Raw genomic sequence first — 15,370 nt, 5'->3', positions numbered from 1 at the left:
TAAGAAGATGACAGAGACCTCAGATCTACTCAAAGAGATGAACGACCGGTCCCGCGAAGTGTTTCGCCGGGTGGTTGAGGGCTATCTGGCGAATGGAGATCCTGTTGGCTCCCGCACGCTCACTCGTGATTTCAGCGAAAAGGTTAGCGCGGCAACGATCCGCAATGTGATGCAGGATCTTGAGTATCTCGGCGTGTTGGGATCGCCGCATGTCAGCGCGGGGCGCATTCCAACCCAGTTGGGCTTGCGGATGTTTGTTGATGGGATGATCGAACTGGGTGATCCGACAGAGACAGACCGCGAGAAAATTGATGCAACGCTAGGCGATAACGCATCAGATGTGGGCGGGCTTCTGGACCGTGTCGGCTCTGCCTTGTCGGGTGTCACGCAAGGGGCGTCATTGGTCATGACGCCGAAACACGAAGCGCCCATCAAACATATCGAGTTTGTTTCGCTGTCACAGGATCGGGCGCTGGTTGTTCTGGTGTTTTCTGACGGTCATGTTGAAAACAGGCTGTTCACACCACCGCCCGGCCAAACGCCAAGTTCCATGCGGGAGGCGGCAAATTTTCTGAATGCACTGGTGGAAGGCAAAACCATCAGCGAACTTCAGCACACAATTGAACGGGAAATCGCGCAAAGGCGGCAAGAAATTGATGTGCTGGCCCGCGATATGGTGGAGAGTGGTCTCGCGCTTTGGCAGGGCGATGACACCAGTACAGAGCGGTTGATTGTCCGGGGCAGGTCGAATCTGTTGGGAACGGAAGCCGAAGCTGAGGATCTGGAGCGCATCCGCAGCCTCTTTGATGATCTGGAACGCAAGCGCGACATCGCCGAATTTCTGGATTTGGCCGAGGGCGGTGACGGTGTGCGCATTTTTATCGGCTCAGAAAACAAACTTTTCTCACTTTCGGGTTCCTCTCTGGTGTTTTCCCCTTATATGAACGCTGATCGAAAGGTGATTGGTGCGGTCGGCGTGATTGGCCCCACCCGCCTGAACTATGGACGTATCGTGCCCATTGTGAATTACACGGCACAGCTGGTCGGAAAACTGGTCTCCGATCGGAGTTAGAGGTGAAAAATGGCAGAGCCCAAGGAAAACGATTTTCTCGACGATATTGAGCAAGCGATGGCAGAGGAATTTGCCGAAGACGCGGCCGAGATTGATGATGAAGCGCTGGAGCTGGATCAGCTTCGTGCGGATCGGGATCAGTACAAGGACCGCTTTATGCGGGCGTTGGCCGATGCGGAGAACGCTCGCAAGCGGTCTGACAAGGATCGCCGTGAGGCAGAGAACTACGGCGGGTCAAAGCTGGCCCGCGATATGCTGCCGGTTTATGACAATATGAAACGCGCCCTTGAGGCCGCAACCGAAGAGCAGCGGCAGGTGTCTGGCCCGTTGCTTGAGGGTGTGGAACTGACCATGCGCGAGTTGCTGAATGTGTTCAAGAAACACGGGATCGAAGTGATTGCGCCTGAAGTTGGCGACAAGTTTGATCCGCAGCACCATCAGGCCATGTTCGAAGCGCCGGTGCCAGGCACCAAAGCGGGCGATATCATTCAGGTGGCGGCAGAAGGGTTCATGTTGCATGACCGTTTGCTGCGTCCCGCACAGGTTGGGGTATCCTCGCAACCAGCGGGATAAGAGATTCTTGCCTTCGGCGAGAATATTTTGAGCCAAAAAGGAAGAGGTGGTCAGTCTTTGACCGCCTCTTTTAGTTTGTACAGCAGATCAAGCGCCTCTCGCGGGGTAAGCTCGTCTGGCATGACTGCCTTGAGTTGCTCTTCTACCTCGGATTTCTGTGCCGGGGCAGGGGCCGGCGTTGCGCTCACTGAAAACAGCGGAAGATCATCAATCAGCGTTTTCTGGGTTGCCCCGCCCTCACGCTCACCTTTTTCCAATGCATCAAGAACAACGCGGGCGCGGGCAATCACCGCATCTGGGAGACCCGCCAATTGGGCGACTTGTACACCATAAGACCGATCTGCCGCGCCCTTGCGGACCTCATGCAAAAAGATCACCTCGCCCTCCCATTCTTTCACCGCGACTGTGGCATTATCCACGCCATCCAACTTGCCGGAAAGGGCAGTCATCTCGTGGTAATGGGTGGCAAAAAGCGCCCGAGAGCGGTTCACATCATGCAAATGCTCAAGCGTGGCCCAAGCGATCGACAGCCCATCATAGGTCGCAGTGCCGCGGCCAATCTCATCCAGGATCACCAAGGCGCGGTCGTCTGCCTGATTGAGAATGGCCGCTGTTTCGACCATCTCGACCATGAAGGTAGACCGCCCTCGTGCCAGATCATCGGAGGCGCCAACGCGGCTGAAAAGCTGGCTGATCATACCGATATGCGCAGAAGCGGCGGGGACGAAGCTGCCCATTTGCGCCATCAGCGCGATCAGCGCGTTTTGCCGCAGGAATGTCGATTTACCGGCCATGTTGGGGCCGGTCAGCAACCAAATATTCGCATCAGTGTTTGAGGCGCTGAGATCGCAGTCGTTGGCGATGAACGGATCACCCGATTGTTGGGCCAGGGCGCGTTCCACGACCGGATGACGCCCGCCCTTGATGCCAAAGGCACGGCTGTTGTCGACCTTGGGCCGCGTCCAGTTCTCCGCCAACGCCAGATCGGCCAGTCCGGCGGCCAGATCAATCTCGGCCAATGCGGTTGCCGTGACACCGATCTGAGCGGCGTTTTCTAGAATGGCGGCCTTGAGGTTTTCGAAGAGCCGTTTTTCGATCTCAAGTGCGTGATTGCCCGCATTGAGGATCTTGGTCTCCATCTCCGACAATTCTACCGTGGTGAAGCGCACCTGATTGGCGGTTGTCTGACGGTGGATGAAGGTTTCGGACAGCGGCGGCGCGAGCATCTTATCGGCGTGAGTGGTGGTAGTTTCTATAAAGTAGCCCAGCACGTTGTTGTGCTTGATCTTCAGTGTCGAAATCCCAGTAATAGAGACGAAACTCTGCTGCATTTCTGCAATGACTGACCGCCCCTCATCGCGCAGCTTTCGCGATTCATCTAGGTCATCGTTATAACCTTCGGCGATAAAACCGCCGTCGCGGGACAACAGCGGCGGCTCAGCCACCAATGCCGCATCGAGCAGTGCGATCAAATCAGTATGACCCGTCAGGCTTTTGGCGGCGGTGTTTAACAGATCGGGCAATTCGAATGACGCAAGCTGGTTCTCCAAAAGCTCCGCCTCGGATAACCCATTGCGGATTGCCGCCAGATCGCGTGGGCCACCTCGATCAAGAGAAAGACGCGAAAGGGCGCGATCAAGATCAGGTACTTTGCGTAAATGAGCGCGAACATCCTGTATCAACCGGCGCTGTTCTGTGCAGAATGAAATCGCATCAAGCCGCTTTATAACAGTCTCTAATGCGCGAGACGGACTTGCGATCCGGCGCTCCAAAAGTCTTGCGCCTCCGGCGGTGCAGGTGCGATCCATGATCGACAAAAGTGATCCGGCGCGGCCGCCTGTCATGCTGTGGGTCAGTTCGAGATTGCGGCGGGTTGCGGCGTCAATTTGAACGCTGCGTGTCTCGCTTTCTTTTTGAGGAGGGCGCAGAAGCGGGAGTTTGCCTTTTTGGGTTATCTCCAAATAGTCAATTAGAGCGCCCATTGCGGAGATTTCGGCCCTCGAAAAACCGCCAAAGGCATCAAGTGTGGCGATGCTGAACAGATCGCAGATCCGTTTTTCCGCCGCCGCGCTGTCAAATGCGGATCGTGCGACCCCCGTCAGCGCGAGCCCAAAATCCGAGACTAAATCGAAGAATTCCGACTCTTTCGCCTCAGATACGATCAACTCTGATGGAGAAAGACGCGCCAGCTCTGGGCTCAACCGAACGGTGGCCAGTGGCATGACGTGAAAGGCGCCGGTGGATATGTCGACCCAAGCCAAGGCCGATGCATCGCGCACCTCTGCAAATGCGGCGAGGTAGTTGTGGCGGCGCGGTTCAAGAAGGGCTTCCTCGGTCAGGGTGCCGGGGGTGACAAGGCGGACAACATCTCGTTTGACTACGGATTTGTAGCCGCGCTTTTTCGCTTCGGCTGGGCTTTCCATTTGTTCGCAAACGGCAACACGAAACCCTTTGCGGATCAGCGTAAGCAGATACCCCTCGGCGGCATGAACCGGCACGCCGCACATCGGAATGTCTTTGCCGGCGTGTTTGCCGCGTTTGGTGAGGGCGATATCCAGCGCCTCGGCGGCGGCAACCGCATCATCAAAGAACATCTCGTAGAAATCACCCATGCGATAAAACAAAAGGGCATCGGCATATCCGGCCTTGAGCTCAAGATATTGCGCCATCATCGGCGTGACTTTTTCTTCGCTCACTGGTTTCTCCCCCGCATGCCTGTCTGTACAAAACCAAGCGGTCTGAGGAAAGAGGTCGGCAGTCAGAGATGTTGCTAGACCGGCGCATTCTTGGTGTTAAAATCCGGTTAACACCACCTGATGAGAGATCCAGCCGCCCGTGCGCAACAAGATTGACCTGTCCTTGCCGCCAGAAACCTTGTTTCACAATCCCTGGAGCGATCCGGGGTTTTTTCTGCTGAACCTGCCGGAATTTATCTGGAGACCCAGGGAGCGGGCCGTGATTGAAGGTTTCGCCGTCAGCGCGCATGAGCAGGTCAACAAGAAGATCCGGTCATTTCTGGCGGTCACGAAGCGGCAAAAAACCTTTACCAAGGCGATCGAATACAATGCTGCCCCGGTCTATCTTGAGCAGGCGAGCTTTCGAAAATCGCACATCATGGTTCATGATCGAATGTTGCTCAACGGCGCATCAGGTGTGCGGTTGATCAATCGGTTTCATTGGGAGAACGAAGAGGCGGACGAAAACAGTGTTGATCAGGTACAGACCTACCTTTCGGCCTGTCAGAATGAGAACGAAGATCGCGTACTTCCATCTGTTTTGCCCAATTTAGAGACTGATACTGACGTTGCTATCGAATGCCGGAACACGTTTAACTTTTACCACTTCATCACAGAGTCGCTGTCACAATTGACAGTTCTTGATGGGCTCAATTTCACGGGAAGTGTTTATTTCCATTTTCCAAACCAAGAAGAAAAACAAAGGCCGTTCGCGCAAGCATTTGTCGATGCGTTGTTTCCTGAACTTGCGGGGCGGGTGTTTTTTGAACGGACGCCAAAGGAGTATGACAACGTCATATCTACCTATGAGTTTTTGGGCGGTCACTATCAGGCACCGCGTGAGAGCATCAGTGGAATAGAGGATTATGCGCCAAAACCGTTTGCAGACGGGGACGGTTTGGCAAATGTGAGTGGTCAGGCGGTTCTTGCCATGAACTGCGTCAGTTCGCCGCTGATTGCATTGCGAAACCGGGGATTGGCGGCTGTTGAGGGGCAAGGTTTCAGCCATCTGCCGAAACGTTTCTTTGTGGGGCGCGATGATCGCCAAAGCCGGGCGCGGCACATGGAGGGCGAAGATCTGCTGTTTGATCATCTGCGGCTGTTTGACTTTGAATATGTGGTGTTTGAAAATCTGTCCCCGCTGGAGCAGGTGGCGATTATGGCGCAGGCTGAGGTGATGATTTCCTATCACGGGGCGGGCTTTACCAACATGTTGTTCGCCAATCCTGATGCCTATGTGATTGAGCTGGGTACACTGCAAACCGCGCAATTTCGCTGGGGTGATTTCTGGCCATTGGCGAATGCGGCGCAATGTCGATACATCAGCTTTTTTGCGGATCACAACATGGAAAACCCCTTGTTAGAGCCGAGTTTCAAGCAAGATGGGATTGTTCCGGTACGGTTGGGAGAGGCAGCGACAGCCGGGATTATGGCCTTTGTTGTGACCTTGCTGGGCCATTTTCCAAAGTTGACGAAATTGCCGGTTCTGCTCGAAACATCTGCCCGCGTCTTGCAGGCTGGCGCGCCGGACAAGGCGGCAGATCTTATCGATCAACATTCGGAGTTTTTGGACCGCGATGCGGAGCTTTGTCTGATCAAGGCGGATTGCCACAAAGAACTGGACGAACCCAAATCAGAACTGATGGCGCTGGATCTGGCCTATAAGGCGGATCGTAGCCGTTGGCAGACTTTGGTGCGGATGATCTGGTGTGCAAACCGGTGTGAGCGTCCGCAGGTGATACGCTGGGCTTTGTCGCGGCTCGAACGTGATTTTCCGGAACGGCACGAGAACTTCGTTACCGCACATAATTGGGTCAAATACGTCACCTGATTGTATGCTCGTGCTTTGCTGTCTATGACTCGTCTAAACAGCAGAAAGCCGATCCCGTGACCAAGAACCGTATTACCTCAGAAGAAGCGCTTGCCTTCCACCTTGAACCCAGCCCCGGCAAGTTTGAGATCAGCGCAACCGTCCCGATGACCACCCAACGCGATTTGAGCCTGGCCTATTCGCCTGGTGTTGCCGTGCCTTGTGAGGCGATCGCGGAAACGCCTGAAACGGCTTATGACTACACCAACAAGGGCAACCTTGTGGCGGTGATCTCTAACGGGACCGCAGTTCTGGGGCTTGGCAATCTGGGCGCGTTGGCATCCAAGCCTGTGATGGAGGGCAAGGCGGTTCTGTTCAAGCGGTTCGCCGATGTGAACTCCATCGATATCGAGCTGGATACCGAAGACACCGAGGCCTTTATCAATGCTTGCAAGTTGATGGGGCCGACCTTTGGCGGGATCAACCTCGAAGATATCAAAGCGCCGGAATGTTTCATCATTGAGCAGCGTCTGAAAGAAGAGATGGATATCCCTGTCTTTCATGATGATCAGCACGGCACAGCGGTGATCTGTGCGGCGGGTCTGCTGAATGCTCTGCATATTTCTGGCAAAAAGATCGAAGATGTTAAAATTGTTCTGAATGGCGCAGGTGCGGCGGGTATTGCCTGTCTTGAGCTGCTCAAGGCCATGGGTGCAAGGCATGACAATTGCATCATGTGTGACACCAAAGGGGTGATTTACCAAGGCCGTACCGAGGGTATGAACCAGTGGAAATCGGCGCATGCAGCAAACACCAAGTTGCGCACTTTGGAAGATGCCATGAAAGACGCCGATGTCTTTCTTGGCGTGTCTGTCAAAGGTGCCGTGACCCCCGATATGGTCGCCAGCATGGCAGACAATCCGGTGATCTTTGCCATGGCAAACCCTGATCCGGAAATCACGCCGGAAGAGGCGCACGAGGTGCGTATGGATGCCATCGTCGCCACCGGGCGCAGTGATTATCCAAATCAGGTGAACAACGTTCTGGGCTTTCCCTACCTGTTCCGCGGCGCGCTGGATATTCATGCCCGAGCGATCAACGACGAGATGAAGATCGCCTGCGCCCATGCGCTTGCCAATCTTGCGCGGGAAGATGTGCCAGACGAAGTTGCTGTGGCCTATGGTAAGACGCTGAGCTTTGGCCGCGACTACATCATTCCCACGCCGTTTGATCCACGGCTGATCCACCGCATTCCGCCAGCGGTTGCGCGGGCGGGGATGGATACCGGTGTGGCCCGACGTCCGATCATTGACATGGACGCCTATGAGCTAAACCTGAAATCCCGCATGGACCCAACCGCGAATATCCTGCGCGGCATCAATGCCCGTGCACGGGCCAATCAGGCACGGATGGTCTTTGCAGAGGGCGATGATCCACGGGTATTGCGGGCGGCGGTGATGTATCAACGCTCCGGCCTTGGCAAAGCTTTGGTTGTAGGCCGGCCCGATGATGTCAAAGCCAAGCTGGAAGCAACCGGTATGGCGGATGCAGTTCGAGAGCTGGAGGTGGTGAACGCCGCCAACACCATGCATTTGGACAGCTACAAGGACTACCTTTATGGCCGTTTGCAGCGGCGCGGTTTTGACAAAAAAGACATTCACCGTCTGGCCGCCCGTGATCGTCATGTGTTTGGCGCATTGATGCTGGCGCATGGGCATGGTGATGGGCTTGTCACCGGCGCAACGCGCAAATCTGCGCATGTGCTGGAGCGGATCAACCATGTGTTTGAGGCAAATGCCGAGCATGGCGCGGCAGGATTTACAGCGTTGATGCACAAGGGGCGGATCGTGTTTATTGCCGATACGCTGGTGCATGAATGGCCGGATGAAAATGATCTGGCGAATATCGCAGAAAGCGGCGCGCGGGTTGCGCGGCATATGGGGCTTGAGCCACGTGTGGCCTTCGTCAGCTTCTCGACATTTGGCTATCCGGTGTCGGAACGCGCCGAAAAGATGCACCTCGCACCGACCGTTCTGGACGCGCGTGGCGTCGATTTTGAATACGAGGGCGAAATGACTGTGGATGTGGCCCTGAACGCAGCGGCACAGAAAAGCTATCCGTTCTCGCGTTTGACGGGGCCTGCGAACATTCTGGTGGTACCAGCGCGGCACTCGGCCAGCATCTCTGTTAAGCTGATGCAGGAAATGGGCGGCGCAACGGTGATTGGGCCGATTTTGACGGGCTTAGATCAATCAATCCAGATTTGCTCGACCAACGCGACAGCCAACGACATTCTGAACATGGCGATCCTTGCGGCTTGTGAGGTTGGTAAATGATCTGGAACCTCGGTTCGATCAATGCGGATAACTTTTACCGGGTGCCGCATTTGCCCGAACCGGGGGAGACCCTCGCCGCGACCGGCTTTGACCGTGGGCTGGGGGGCAAGGGAACGAATATGTCTGTTGCCGCGGCGCGTGCCGCGGCGCGGGTTATGCATATTGGTGCAGTGGGCGCTGATGGAGCTTGGGCCAAGGACCGGTTGCTGGAATATGGCGTGGATACGCAACATATTTCCGTGGTCGCGCTGCCGACTGGTCATGCCAATATCTGCGTTGATCCGGCTGGTGAAAACAGCATCGTTCTTTATCCGGGTGCCAATCATGCCATCACCGAACAGATGATAGGCGCGGCATTGGCAGAGGCATCGCCGGGCGATTTTCTTTTGATGCAGAACGAAACACTCGGCCAACAGTTTGCTGCTGAAACGGCGCAGACTTTGGGATTGCGTGTAGCCTATGCAGCCGCCCCGTTTGACGCCGAAGCTGTGGCAGGGCTGGCGCACATGGCGGATTTGCTGATCCTGAACGAGGTTGAAGCAGCGCAATTGTTATCGGCAACCGGGCAGCAATTGTCAGATCTGCCGTTGGATGATGTGGTTGTCACGCTTGGTGGTGATGGATGCAAATGGGTCTCTAACAGAGGGAATATCACCCAAACATATGCGGCCTATCCTGCCGATCCGGTCGATACGACAGGGGCCGGGGATACGTTCACGGGCTATCTTCTGGCCGGGCTCGATCGTGGAATGGATATGGCGGATGCGATTGATCTGGCGATGCAGGCCGGGGCGCTGATGGTGGCACGGCACGGCACCGCAGATGTGATCCCTGACCTCAAAGAAATCCTCGACCACGATTTTGGTTAATTCACGAACGGTGCATCCGCACCCCAAAGCTGTTTGACCCGTTTGTCACGGCCACAGCCCTTGCGATACCGTTTGTAGGCAACAGCCTTTTTTACACCAATCCCAACGCTGCTGATCGCGAGGCGCTCTGTGCTTTTGTAATAGTCCTGGTGATACTCATCGGCGGCATAGAATTTTGCAGCAGGCAAGATTGGGGTGACGATGTTTTGCCCCAGCTCGGCTTGCGCCTCTGACTTGGCCTTTTCAGCGGCGGCTTTTTGCGCTGGGCCATTTGCAAAAATAGCTGTGCGGTAGGTTGGCCCACGGTCGCAGAATTGTCCGCCTGCGTCGGTTGGATCAATGGATCGAAAGAACAGCGACAGGATCGTATCGCGGCTGACCACTGCGGGATCAAACTGGATCTGGACCGCTTCATAATGACCGGTGCCGCCAGATGTGACCTGCTTGTAGGTCGGGTTTTTGGTTTTCCCGCCCGCGAACCCTGACACAGCTTCCTTGACCCCTTTGACGGATTCAAAGTCGGATTCAACGCACCAGAAACAGCCGCCCGCCACAACCAGTGTTTCGGTGCCTGCTGCATGGGCATGGGGCGCGCGGGCGCAAATGCCAACCACGATCAACGCGGCAAGGGCAAAGGCCTTGAAGTTGGAGAGTTTATTCATTGTCTGCTCCTCTTGGTTGCGATCAAGCTGCCGTTCTGTCTGAGCTAGCGCAAGTGCGACAGGCGCCAAGTCACGCGGTGGTGAAGGCAATTTACCGCTTGGCTTGCCTTCGTAACATTTCTAGCGTCGCCCTTGGTCTGCCACGAGAATAAGTGAGAAAAGAGATGCGAATTGCGATGTGGTCGGGGCCACGCAATCTAAGCACGGCAATGATGTACAGTTTCGGCGCGCGGCGCGATTTTGCAGTGATGGATGAGCCGTTCTATGCGCCCTATCTGTTGCAAACCGGTATTGTTCACCCGATGCGGCAGGATATTCTGGACGCCCATGAGAATGACCCGAACAAGGTGGCGCAAACCTGCCGCGAAAGCGGCACGCCACATCTGTATATGAAACACATGCCGCATCACATGATTGACGGGTTTCCGATGGATTGGGCCGAAACATGTGTCAATATTCACCTGATCCGCCACCCTGCGCGGGTGATCGCTAGTTACGCGGCCAAGCGTGAGGCGCCGACACTTGATGACATCGGCTATGCCCAGCAAACGCAGCTGTTTGACCGCATCGGCGGTTTGGTGATCGACAGCACGGATATCCGCGCCAATCCCGAAGGGGTGCTGCGTGCGCTGTGTGCTGCGATTGATCTTCCGTTTGATCCGGCGATGCTGCATTGGCCGGCGGGGCCACGCGTCGAGGATGGGATTTGGGCGTCGCATTGGTATGGGGCGGTACACCAAAGCACCGGTTTTGCCGGGGCAGAGGGACCATTGCCGGAATTGACCAAGGACTTGCAGCCTTTGCTGGATCAGGCGTTGCCGCATTATCAGCAGCTTTGGGATCGCCGCATGCAATAATTTTGCGTTTATTGAAACTCTCTCCCTTGTCCTTGCGTGACTGCAATATCGTTAACAAGGGAGAGCGTAATGAATACTCTATGGAATGTCGCGGCCGCACTGGTTTTGAGCACGGGTGCCGCCTTTGCCGCCGCCCATGCAACACCAATGGTCGAAGCGTCTGATCAGGACGTGTCAAACGGCGTTGTCAGCGCAGAAAAAGTTGTCGCAGGCGAAAACGGTTGGCTGGTTGTGCATCGCACTGGTGCCGACATGAAGCCCGGCCCGGTTGTGGGCTATGCCCCATTGCGTGCAGGTGAAACCGCTGATGTAGCCGCGATCTTGCAAGAAGAGGTCAAGCCCGGCGATATGCTGATGCTGATGGTTCATGCTGAGGCAGGTGGGATGAAAACCGGGGTGTTTGAATACACGTTGGGTGCCAAAGAGGACGGCCCGATCAAACCTGATGGGAAGCTGGTGATGACAGTCATCACCGCCAAATAACGGCTAGGCGCCGAGCCTTTCGTTGCCAGAAAGGGCGGCGCCGTTGCTAACTTGCCCGGACAGAACCTGTCCGGGCCTTTTTTATCGGATATCGATCAATCGAACCGTGGCAGGCCGCGATCCGGCACAACATCTTTGCCCGTTGCCTCTCCGCGCCGTTGGTCACGTGCTGCCAGCAAACGCAGACGCAGGGCGTTGATACGGATAAACCCTTCGGCATCTTTCTGATCATAAGCGCCGCGGTCATCTTCGAAGGTCACGTGCTGTTCGGAATAGAGGCTTTCGTCGGACCAGCGACCAACAGTGCGCACGGACCCTTTGTACAGCTTGAGACGCACGGTGCCGGACACATGTTCCTGGCTTTTGTCGATGGCCGCTTGCAGCATCTCACGCTCCGGGCTGAACCAAAAGCCGTTATAGATCAGTTCCGCATAGCGAGGCATCAGCTCATCCTTGAGGTGAGCCGCGCCGCGATCAAGGGTGATCGATTCGATGCCGCGATGCGCCTCAAGCAGCAACGTGCCGCCGGGCGTTTCATAGATGCCGCGTGATTTCATGCCGACAAAGCGGCCCTCTACCAGATCCAAACGGCCACAGCCATGTTTGCCGCCCAGCTCGTTCAGCTTGGTCAGAAGTTCGGCGGGTGACAGTGCCTCACCGTTGATCGAAACCGCGTCACCTTTTTCAAAGCCCACTTCGATATATTCCGGTGTGTCCGGGGCATCTTCGGGGTTCACGGTGCGCTGATAGACATAATCGGGCGCATCGACGGCCGGATCTTCGAGCACCTTCCCCTCGGAGGAGGTGTGCAGCAAGTTGGCATCGACGCTAAAGGGCGCTTCGCCGCGTTTGTCTTTGGCGATCGGGATCTGGTTCTTTTCGGCAAAATCGATCAGCTTGGTCCGGCTGGTCAGATCCCAGTCACGCCAAGGGGCGATCACCTTAATCTCTGGGTTCAGCGCATAGGCGGCCAGCTCAAAACGCACCTGATCGTTGCCTTTGCCGGTTGCGCCGTGGGCCACGGCATCTGCGCCGGTTGCTTCGGCGATCTCAACCAGACGTTTGGAAATCAATGGGCGGGCGATGGAGGTGCCAAGCAAATAAAGCCCCTCATACACCGCATTGGCGCGAAACATCGGAAACACAAAATCACGCACAAATTCTTCGCGAACATCTTCGATATAGATCTCCGATGCGCCCATCATTTCAGCCTTGGCGCGGGCTGGCTCCAGCTCCTCTCCCTGGCCCAGATCGGCGGTGAAGGTGACGACCTCACAGCCATATTCGGTTTGCAGCCACTTGAGGATGATCGAGGTATCAAGCCCGCCGGAGTAGGCGAGCACAACTTTTTTAGGCGCGGACATGAAGATTCCCTTTCCAGTTCGTCTCGCGGCCTAGCGTTTTTTCCGGGCACGGGCAAGATAAGGGGCCGTTGACCGGGGCGTATTGCCGCCCTATCGACAGAAAACACAGGCGGAGGCGGTATTATGACGGTGAATTTTCAGGCGATGGCGACATTGGCAGCAGCCAAGATGCGGCAGGTGTTTCCCGAAACGCCGCTGATGCGCAATGAAATGCTGTCGGAACGCTTTGGCGCTGACATCTGGCTCAAGCGTGAGGATCTCAGCCCGGTGCGGTCTTACAAGTTGCGCGGGGCGTTCAACGCGATGCGCAAGGTGATCCCGGATCAGACAATGTTTGTTTGTGCCTCTGCGGGCAATCACGCCCAAGGCGTCGCCTTTATGTGCAAGCATTTCAAAGTGCATGGCGTGGTGTTCATGCCTGTCACCACGCCCGAACAGAAAATCCTGAAAACCCGCATGTTTGGCGGTGATCACGTCGAGGTGCGGTTGATCGGGGATTATTTCGACGAATCCCTTAAGGCGGCGCAGGATTTTTGCGCTGAACAAGGGGCGCATTTCCTGTCCCCCTTTGACGATGAGGATGTGATTGAAGGTCAGGCTTCCGTTGCTGTTGAGATTGAGCAGCAATTGGGCGGCCTGCCCGATCACATCATTTTGCCCGTTGGTGGCGGTGGCCTGTCTGCCGGGGTGCGCGGATATTTTGACAACACCGTGCGCTATACTTTTGTTGAGCCGTCTGGCGCCAAGAGCCTTGCCGCTGCATTGGAGGGGGATGCACCTGTCGATGTGTCGCCGATCAATTCTTTTGTGGACGGCGCGGCCGTGGCCAAGATCGGAGCGCGGACCTTTGCGCGCCTAAAGGGGATTTCACCGGATGATGTGATGGATCTGGACGAGGACAGGATCTGCAACACCATCGTTGAGATGTTGAATGTTGAGGGGATAGTTCTGGAGCCGGCTGGCGCGATGTCCATTGAGGCGCTGGGCGAGGTGGCCGAACAGATCAAAGGCAAAACTGTGGTTTGCGTGACCTCTGGCGGCAATTTTGATTTCGAGCGCCTGCCAGAAGTGAAAGAGCGGGCGCAGCGGTATGCCGGTCTCAAGAAATATTTTATTCTCAGATTGCCGCAACGTCCCGGCGCATTGCGCGATTTTCTCGATACACTGGGCCCGCATGATAACATTACGCGATTTGAGTATATGAAGAAATCCGCCCGCAACTTTGGCTCTGTCCTGATCGGGATCGAAACAGACGCGCCTCAGAATTTTCCGGCGATGTTTGGCCGGATCGATGCAGCGGGCTTTACCTATACTGATATCACCAACGATGAGACACTTGCGCAGTTTGTGATCTGAGGGACCGATATGAAATTTGAAAATGCATCTGTTGTCATCACCGGCGCAGGCAGCGGCATCGGCGCGGCTTTGGCCCGTTTGGCTGCGGCAAAGGGCGCGCGCGTCACGGTCTCAGATATTGACGGCGCCAAGGCAGAGGCGGTGGCACAGGAGATCGGCGGCATCGCAGTGTCCTGTGATGTGCGGGATGAACAGGCAATCAAAGATCTGATTGCCAAGGCCAGCGCCGCACATGGTCCGGTTGATATATTTATCTCCAATGCAGGGCTTGGGCGGGGTGATCCAAGCCATGCCGCCTCGCAACCTGATGAGGATTGGATGTTGAACTGGCAGGTGCATGTGATGGCGCATGTTTATGCTTGCCGCGCTTTGCTTCCGGATATGATTGCGCGAAAATCAGGGCATTTGGTCAATGTGGCGTCCGCCGCAGGATTGCTGAACCAGATTGGCGACGCGGCTTACTCCGCGACCAAACATGCGGCTGTCAGTTTTGCTGAGTCTCTGGCGATCACCCATGGCGCAGATGGCATCAAGGCCTCCGTTGTGTGCCCGCAATATGTGGCAACGCCATTGCTGGGGTTATCTGATGAGGATGCGGCCGCGCAGGCCAATCTATTGACAGCGGACGATGTCGCGGCGGCTGTTGTTGACGGGGTTGAGGCGGACCGGTTCTTGATCCTGTCGCACCCCGATGTGGCGGAGTATACGCGCCACCGGGCGTTGGATCATGACCGCTGGATCATGGGGATGCAGATGTTGCGGGCCAAGGCGCAGGACACCTTTGGCGAAATAAGCGTTGAATCCTTTTACAAGCTGGTCTGACTGTCAAAAGCGCCGGGCAGATCGGACAGAAACCGTGATTTGGAGACCTCATAGGAGGTCAGGATTGGGTTGAGATCAATCTCGTCAGAGCGGCCCTTCGATGCAAGGGTTTCACTGATCTGGCAAAGGTCGGATAGATCCCGAAACCCCAAAGTTAACGCGCTGCCCTTGAGAAAATGCAGCGCTTCTTCAAGGTTTTGATCACTGGGCTGCGCAGCAAGGGTCAGGGTGACGCTGTCGGCCTCTTCGAGAAACAGATCGACCACTTCGCCAAAGTCATCTGGCCCAACCTCGTCTCGTAAGCTTGAAATGCGGTTCCAATCCAGCATCCTATGTTCCTTTTGGGGCCGATGATGCGCGTGAACCTTGAATAAATTGCTGCTTTCCTTATGCAGATTGCGTTGGATTTTAGCTTTCACTCGGTCTTAAGA

At 55.8% G+C, this 15,370-nt stretch carries 13 protein-coding genes; 9 read left to right on the top strand and 4 right to left on the bottom strand.

Annotated features, from left to right (window positions below; genetic code table 11):
• Positions 1 to 7: 7 nt before the first annotated feature.
• On the top strand, positions 8 to 1,072 hold the full coding sequence (hrcA, locus tag C8N31_RS02770) for a heat-inducible transcriptional repressor HrcA (protein ID WP_025047425.1): 1,065 nt from the start codon (positions 8 to 10) through the stop codon (positions 1,070 to 1,072).
• A 9-nt stretch (positions 1,073 to 1,081) separates the two neighbouring features.
• The gene (locus C8N31_RS02765; protein ID WP_025047424.1) at positions 1,082 to 1,645 is read left to right on the top strand and encodes a nucleotide exchange factor GrpE; all 564 of its coding nucleotides are present in this window, start codon (positions 1,082 to 1,084) and stop codon (positions 1,643 to 1,645) included.
• A 50-nt stretch (positions 1,646 to 1,695) separates the two neighbouring features.
• Here C8N31_RS02765 and mutS read toward each other — a convergent pair whose 3' ends face one another.
• Positions 1,696 to 4,317 carry a DNA mismatch repair protein MutS gene (gene mutS, locus C8N31_RS02760; RefSeq protein ID WP_025047423.1) on the bottom strand — a complete coding sequence of 874 codons (2,622 nt, stop codon included), beginning with the start codon at positions 4,315 to 4,317 and terminating at the stop codon, positions 1,696 to 1,698.
• 163 nt (positions 4,318 to 4,480) lie between these two features.
• Between mutS and C8N31_RS02755 the strand changes: the two genes are divergently transcribed.
• The 3 genes from C8N31_RS02755 to C8N31_RS02745 are packed head-to-tail and all read left to right on the top strand — an operon-like array spanning position 4,481 to position 9,395.
• Positions 4,481 to 6,211, top strand: a complete 1,731-nt coding sequence (locus C8N31_RS02755; protein WP_025047422.1) for a glycosyltransferase 61 family protein — start codon at positions 4,481 to 4,483, stop codon at positions 6,209 to 6,211.
• A gap of 56 nt (positions 6,212 to 6,267) precedes the next feature.
• Positions 6,268 to 8,526, top strand: a complete 2,259-nt coding sequence (locus C8N31_RS02750) for an NADP-dependent malic enzyme (protein WP_025047421.1) — start codon at positions 6,268 to 6,270, stop codon at positions 8,524 to 8,526.
• A complete protein-coding gene (locus C8N31_RS02745; RefSeq protein WP_025047420.1) occupies positions 8,523 to 9,395 on the top strand; it encodes a ribokinase in 873 nt (290 codons plus the stop codon). Before C8N31_RS02750 ends, C8N31_RS02745 begins: the two co-directional genes overlap by 4 nt.
• On the opposite strand, the gene msrA is transcribed toward C8N31_RS02745, so the two are convergent.
• The gene (gene msrA / locus C8N31_RS02740) at positions 9,392 to 10,057 is read right to left on the bottom strand and encodes a peptide-methionine (S)-S-oxide reductase MsrA (RefSeq protein ID WP_025047419.1); all 666 of its coding nucleotides are present in this window, start codon (positions 10,055 to 10,057) and stop codon (positions 9,392 to 9,394) included. The genes C8N31_RS02745 and msrA overlap by 4 nt on opposite strands.
• Positions 10,058 to 10,221: 164 nt before the next feature.
• Here msrA and C8N31_RS02735 point away from each other — a divergent pair, with 164 nt between their 5' ends.
• Together C8N31_RS02735 and C8N31_RS02730 are read left to right on the top strand one after the other, a co-directional pair.
• A complete protein-coding gene (locus tag C8N31_RS02735) occupies positions 10,222 to 10,914 on the top strand; it encodes a sulfotransferase-like domain-containing protein (protein ID WP_025047418.1) in 693 nt (230 codons plus the stop codon).
• 69 nt (positions 10,915 to 10,983) lie between these two features.
• A complete protein-coding gene (locus C8N31_RS02730) occupies positions 10,984 to 11,397 on the top strand; it encodes a DUF7282 domain-containing protein (protein ID WP_025047417.1) in 414 nt (137 codons plus the stop codon).
• 95 nt (positions 11,398 to 11,492) lie between these two features.
• Here C8N31_RS02730 and C8N31_RS02725 read toward each other — a convergent pair whose 3' ends face one another.
• Entirely contained in the window at positions 11,493 to 12,761 is a 1,269-nt protein-coding gene (locus C8N31_RS02725) for an argininosuccinate synthase (RefSeq protein WP_025047416.1), read from the bottom strand.
• 123 nt (positions 12,762 to 12,884) lie between these two features.
• On the opposite strand from C8N31_RS02725, the gene ilvA reads away from it, so the two are divergent.
• Positions 12,885 to 14,117, top strand: a complete 1,233-nt coding sequence (ilvA, locus tag C8N31_RS02720; RefSeq protein ID WP_025047415.1) for a threonine ammonia-lyase IlvA — start codon at positions 12,885 to 12,887, stop codon at positions 14,115 to 14,117.
• Between the two features lie 9 nt (positions 14,118 to 14,126).
• The gene (locus C8N31_RS02715) at positions 14,127 to 14,939 is read left to right on the top strand and encodes an SDR family oxidoreductase (RefSeq protein ID WP_025047414.1); all 813 of its coding nucleotides are present in this window, start codon (positions 14,127 to 14,129) and stop codon (positions 14,937 to 14,939) included.
• On the opposite strand, the gene C8N31_RS02710 is transcribed toward C8N31_RS02715, so the two are convergent.
• Positions 14,924 to 15,268, bottom strand: coding sequence for an Hpt domain-containing protein (locus tag C8N31_RS02710; RefSeq protein ID WP_025047413.1), 345 nt, complete (start codon positions 15,266 to 15,268; stop codon positions 14,924 to 14,926). The genes C8N31_RS02715 and C8N31_RS02710 overlap by 16 nt on opposite strands.
• Positions 15,269 to 15,370 lie beyond the last annotated feature (102 nt).

Source organism: Sulfitobacter mediterraneus (genome assembly GCF_003054325.1).
In the GTDB taxonomy this organism is placed as follows: domain Bacteria; phylum Pseudomonadota; class Alphaproteobacteria; order Rhodobacterales; family Rhodobacteraceae; genus Sulfitobacter; species Sulfitobacter mediterraneus.
Note: the sequence above shows the minus strand (reverse complement) of the source record. Positions and strands in the feature narration are given on the sequence as shown.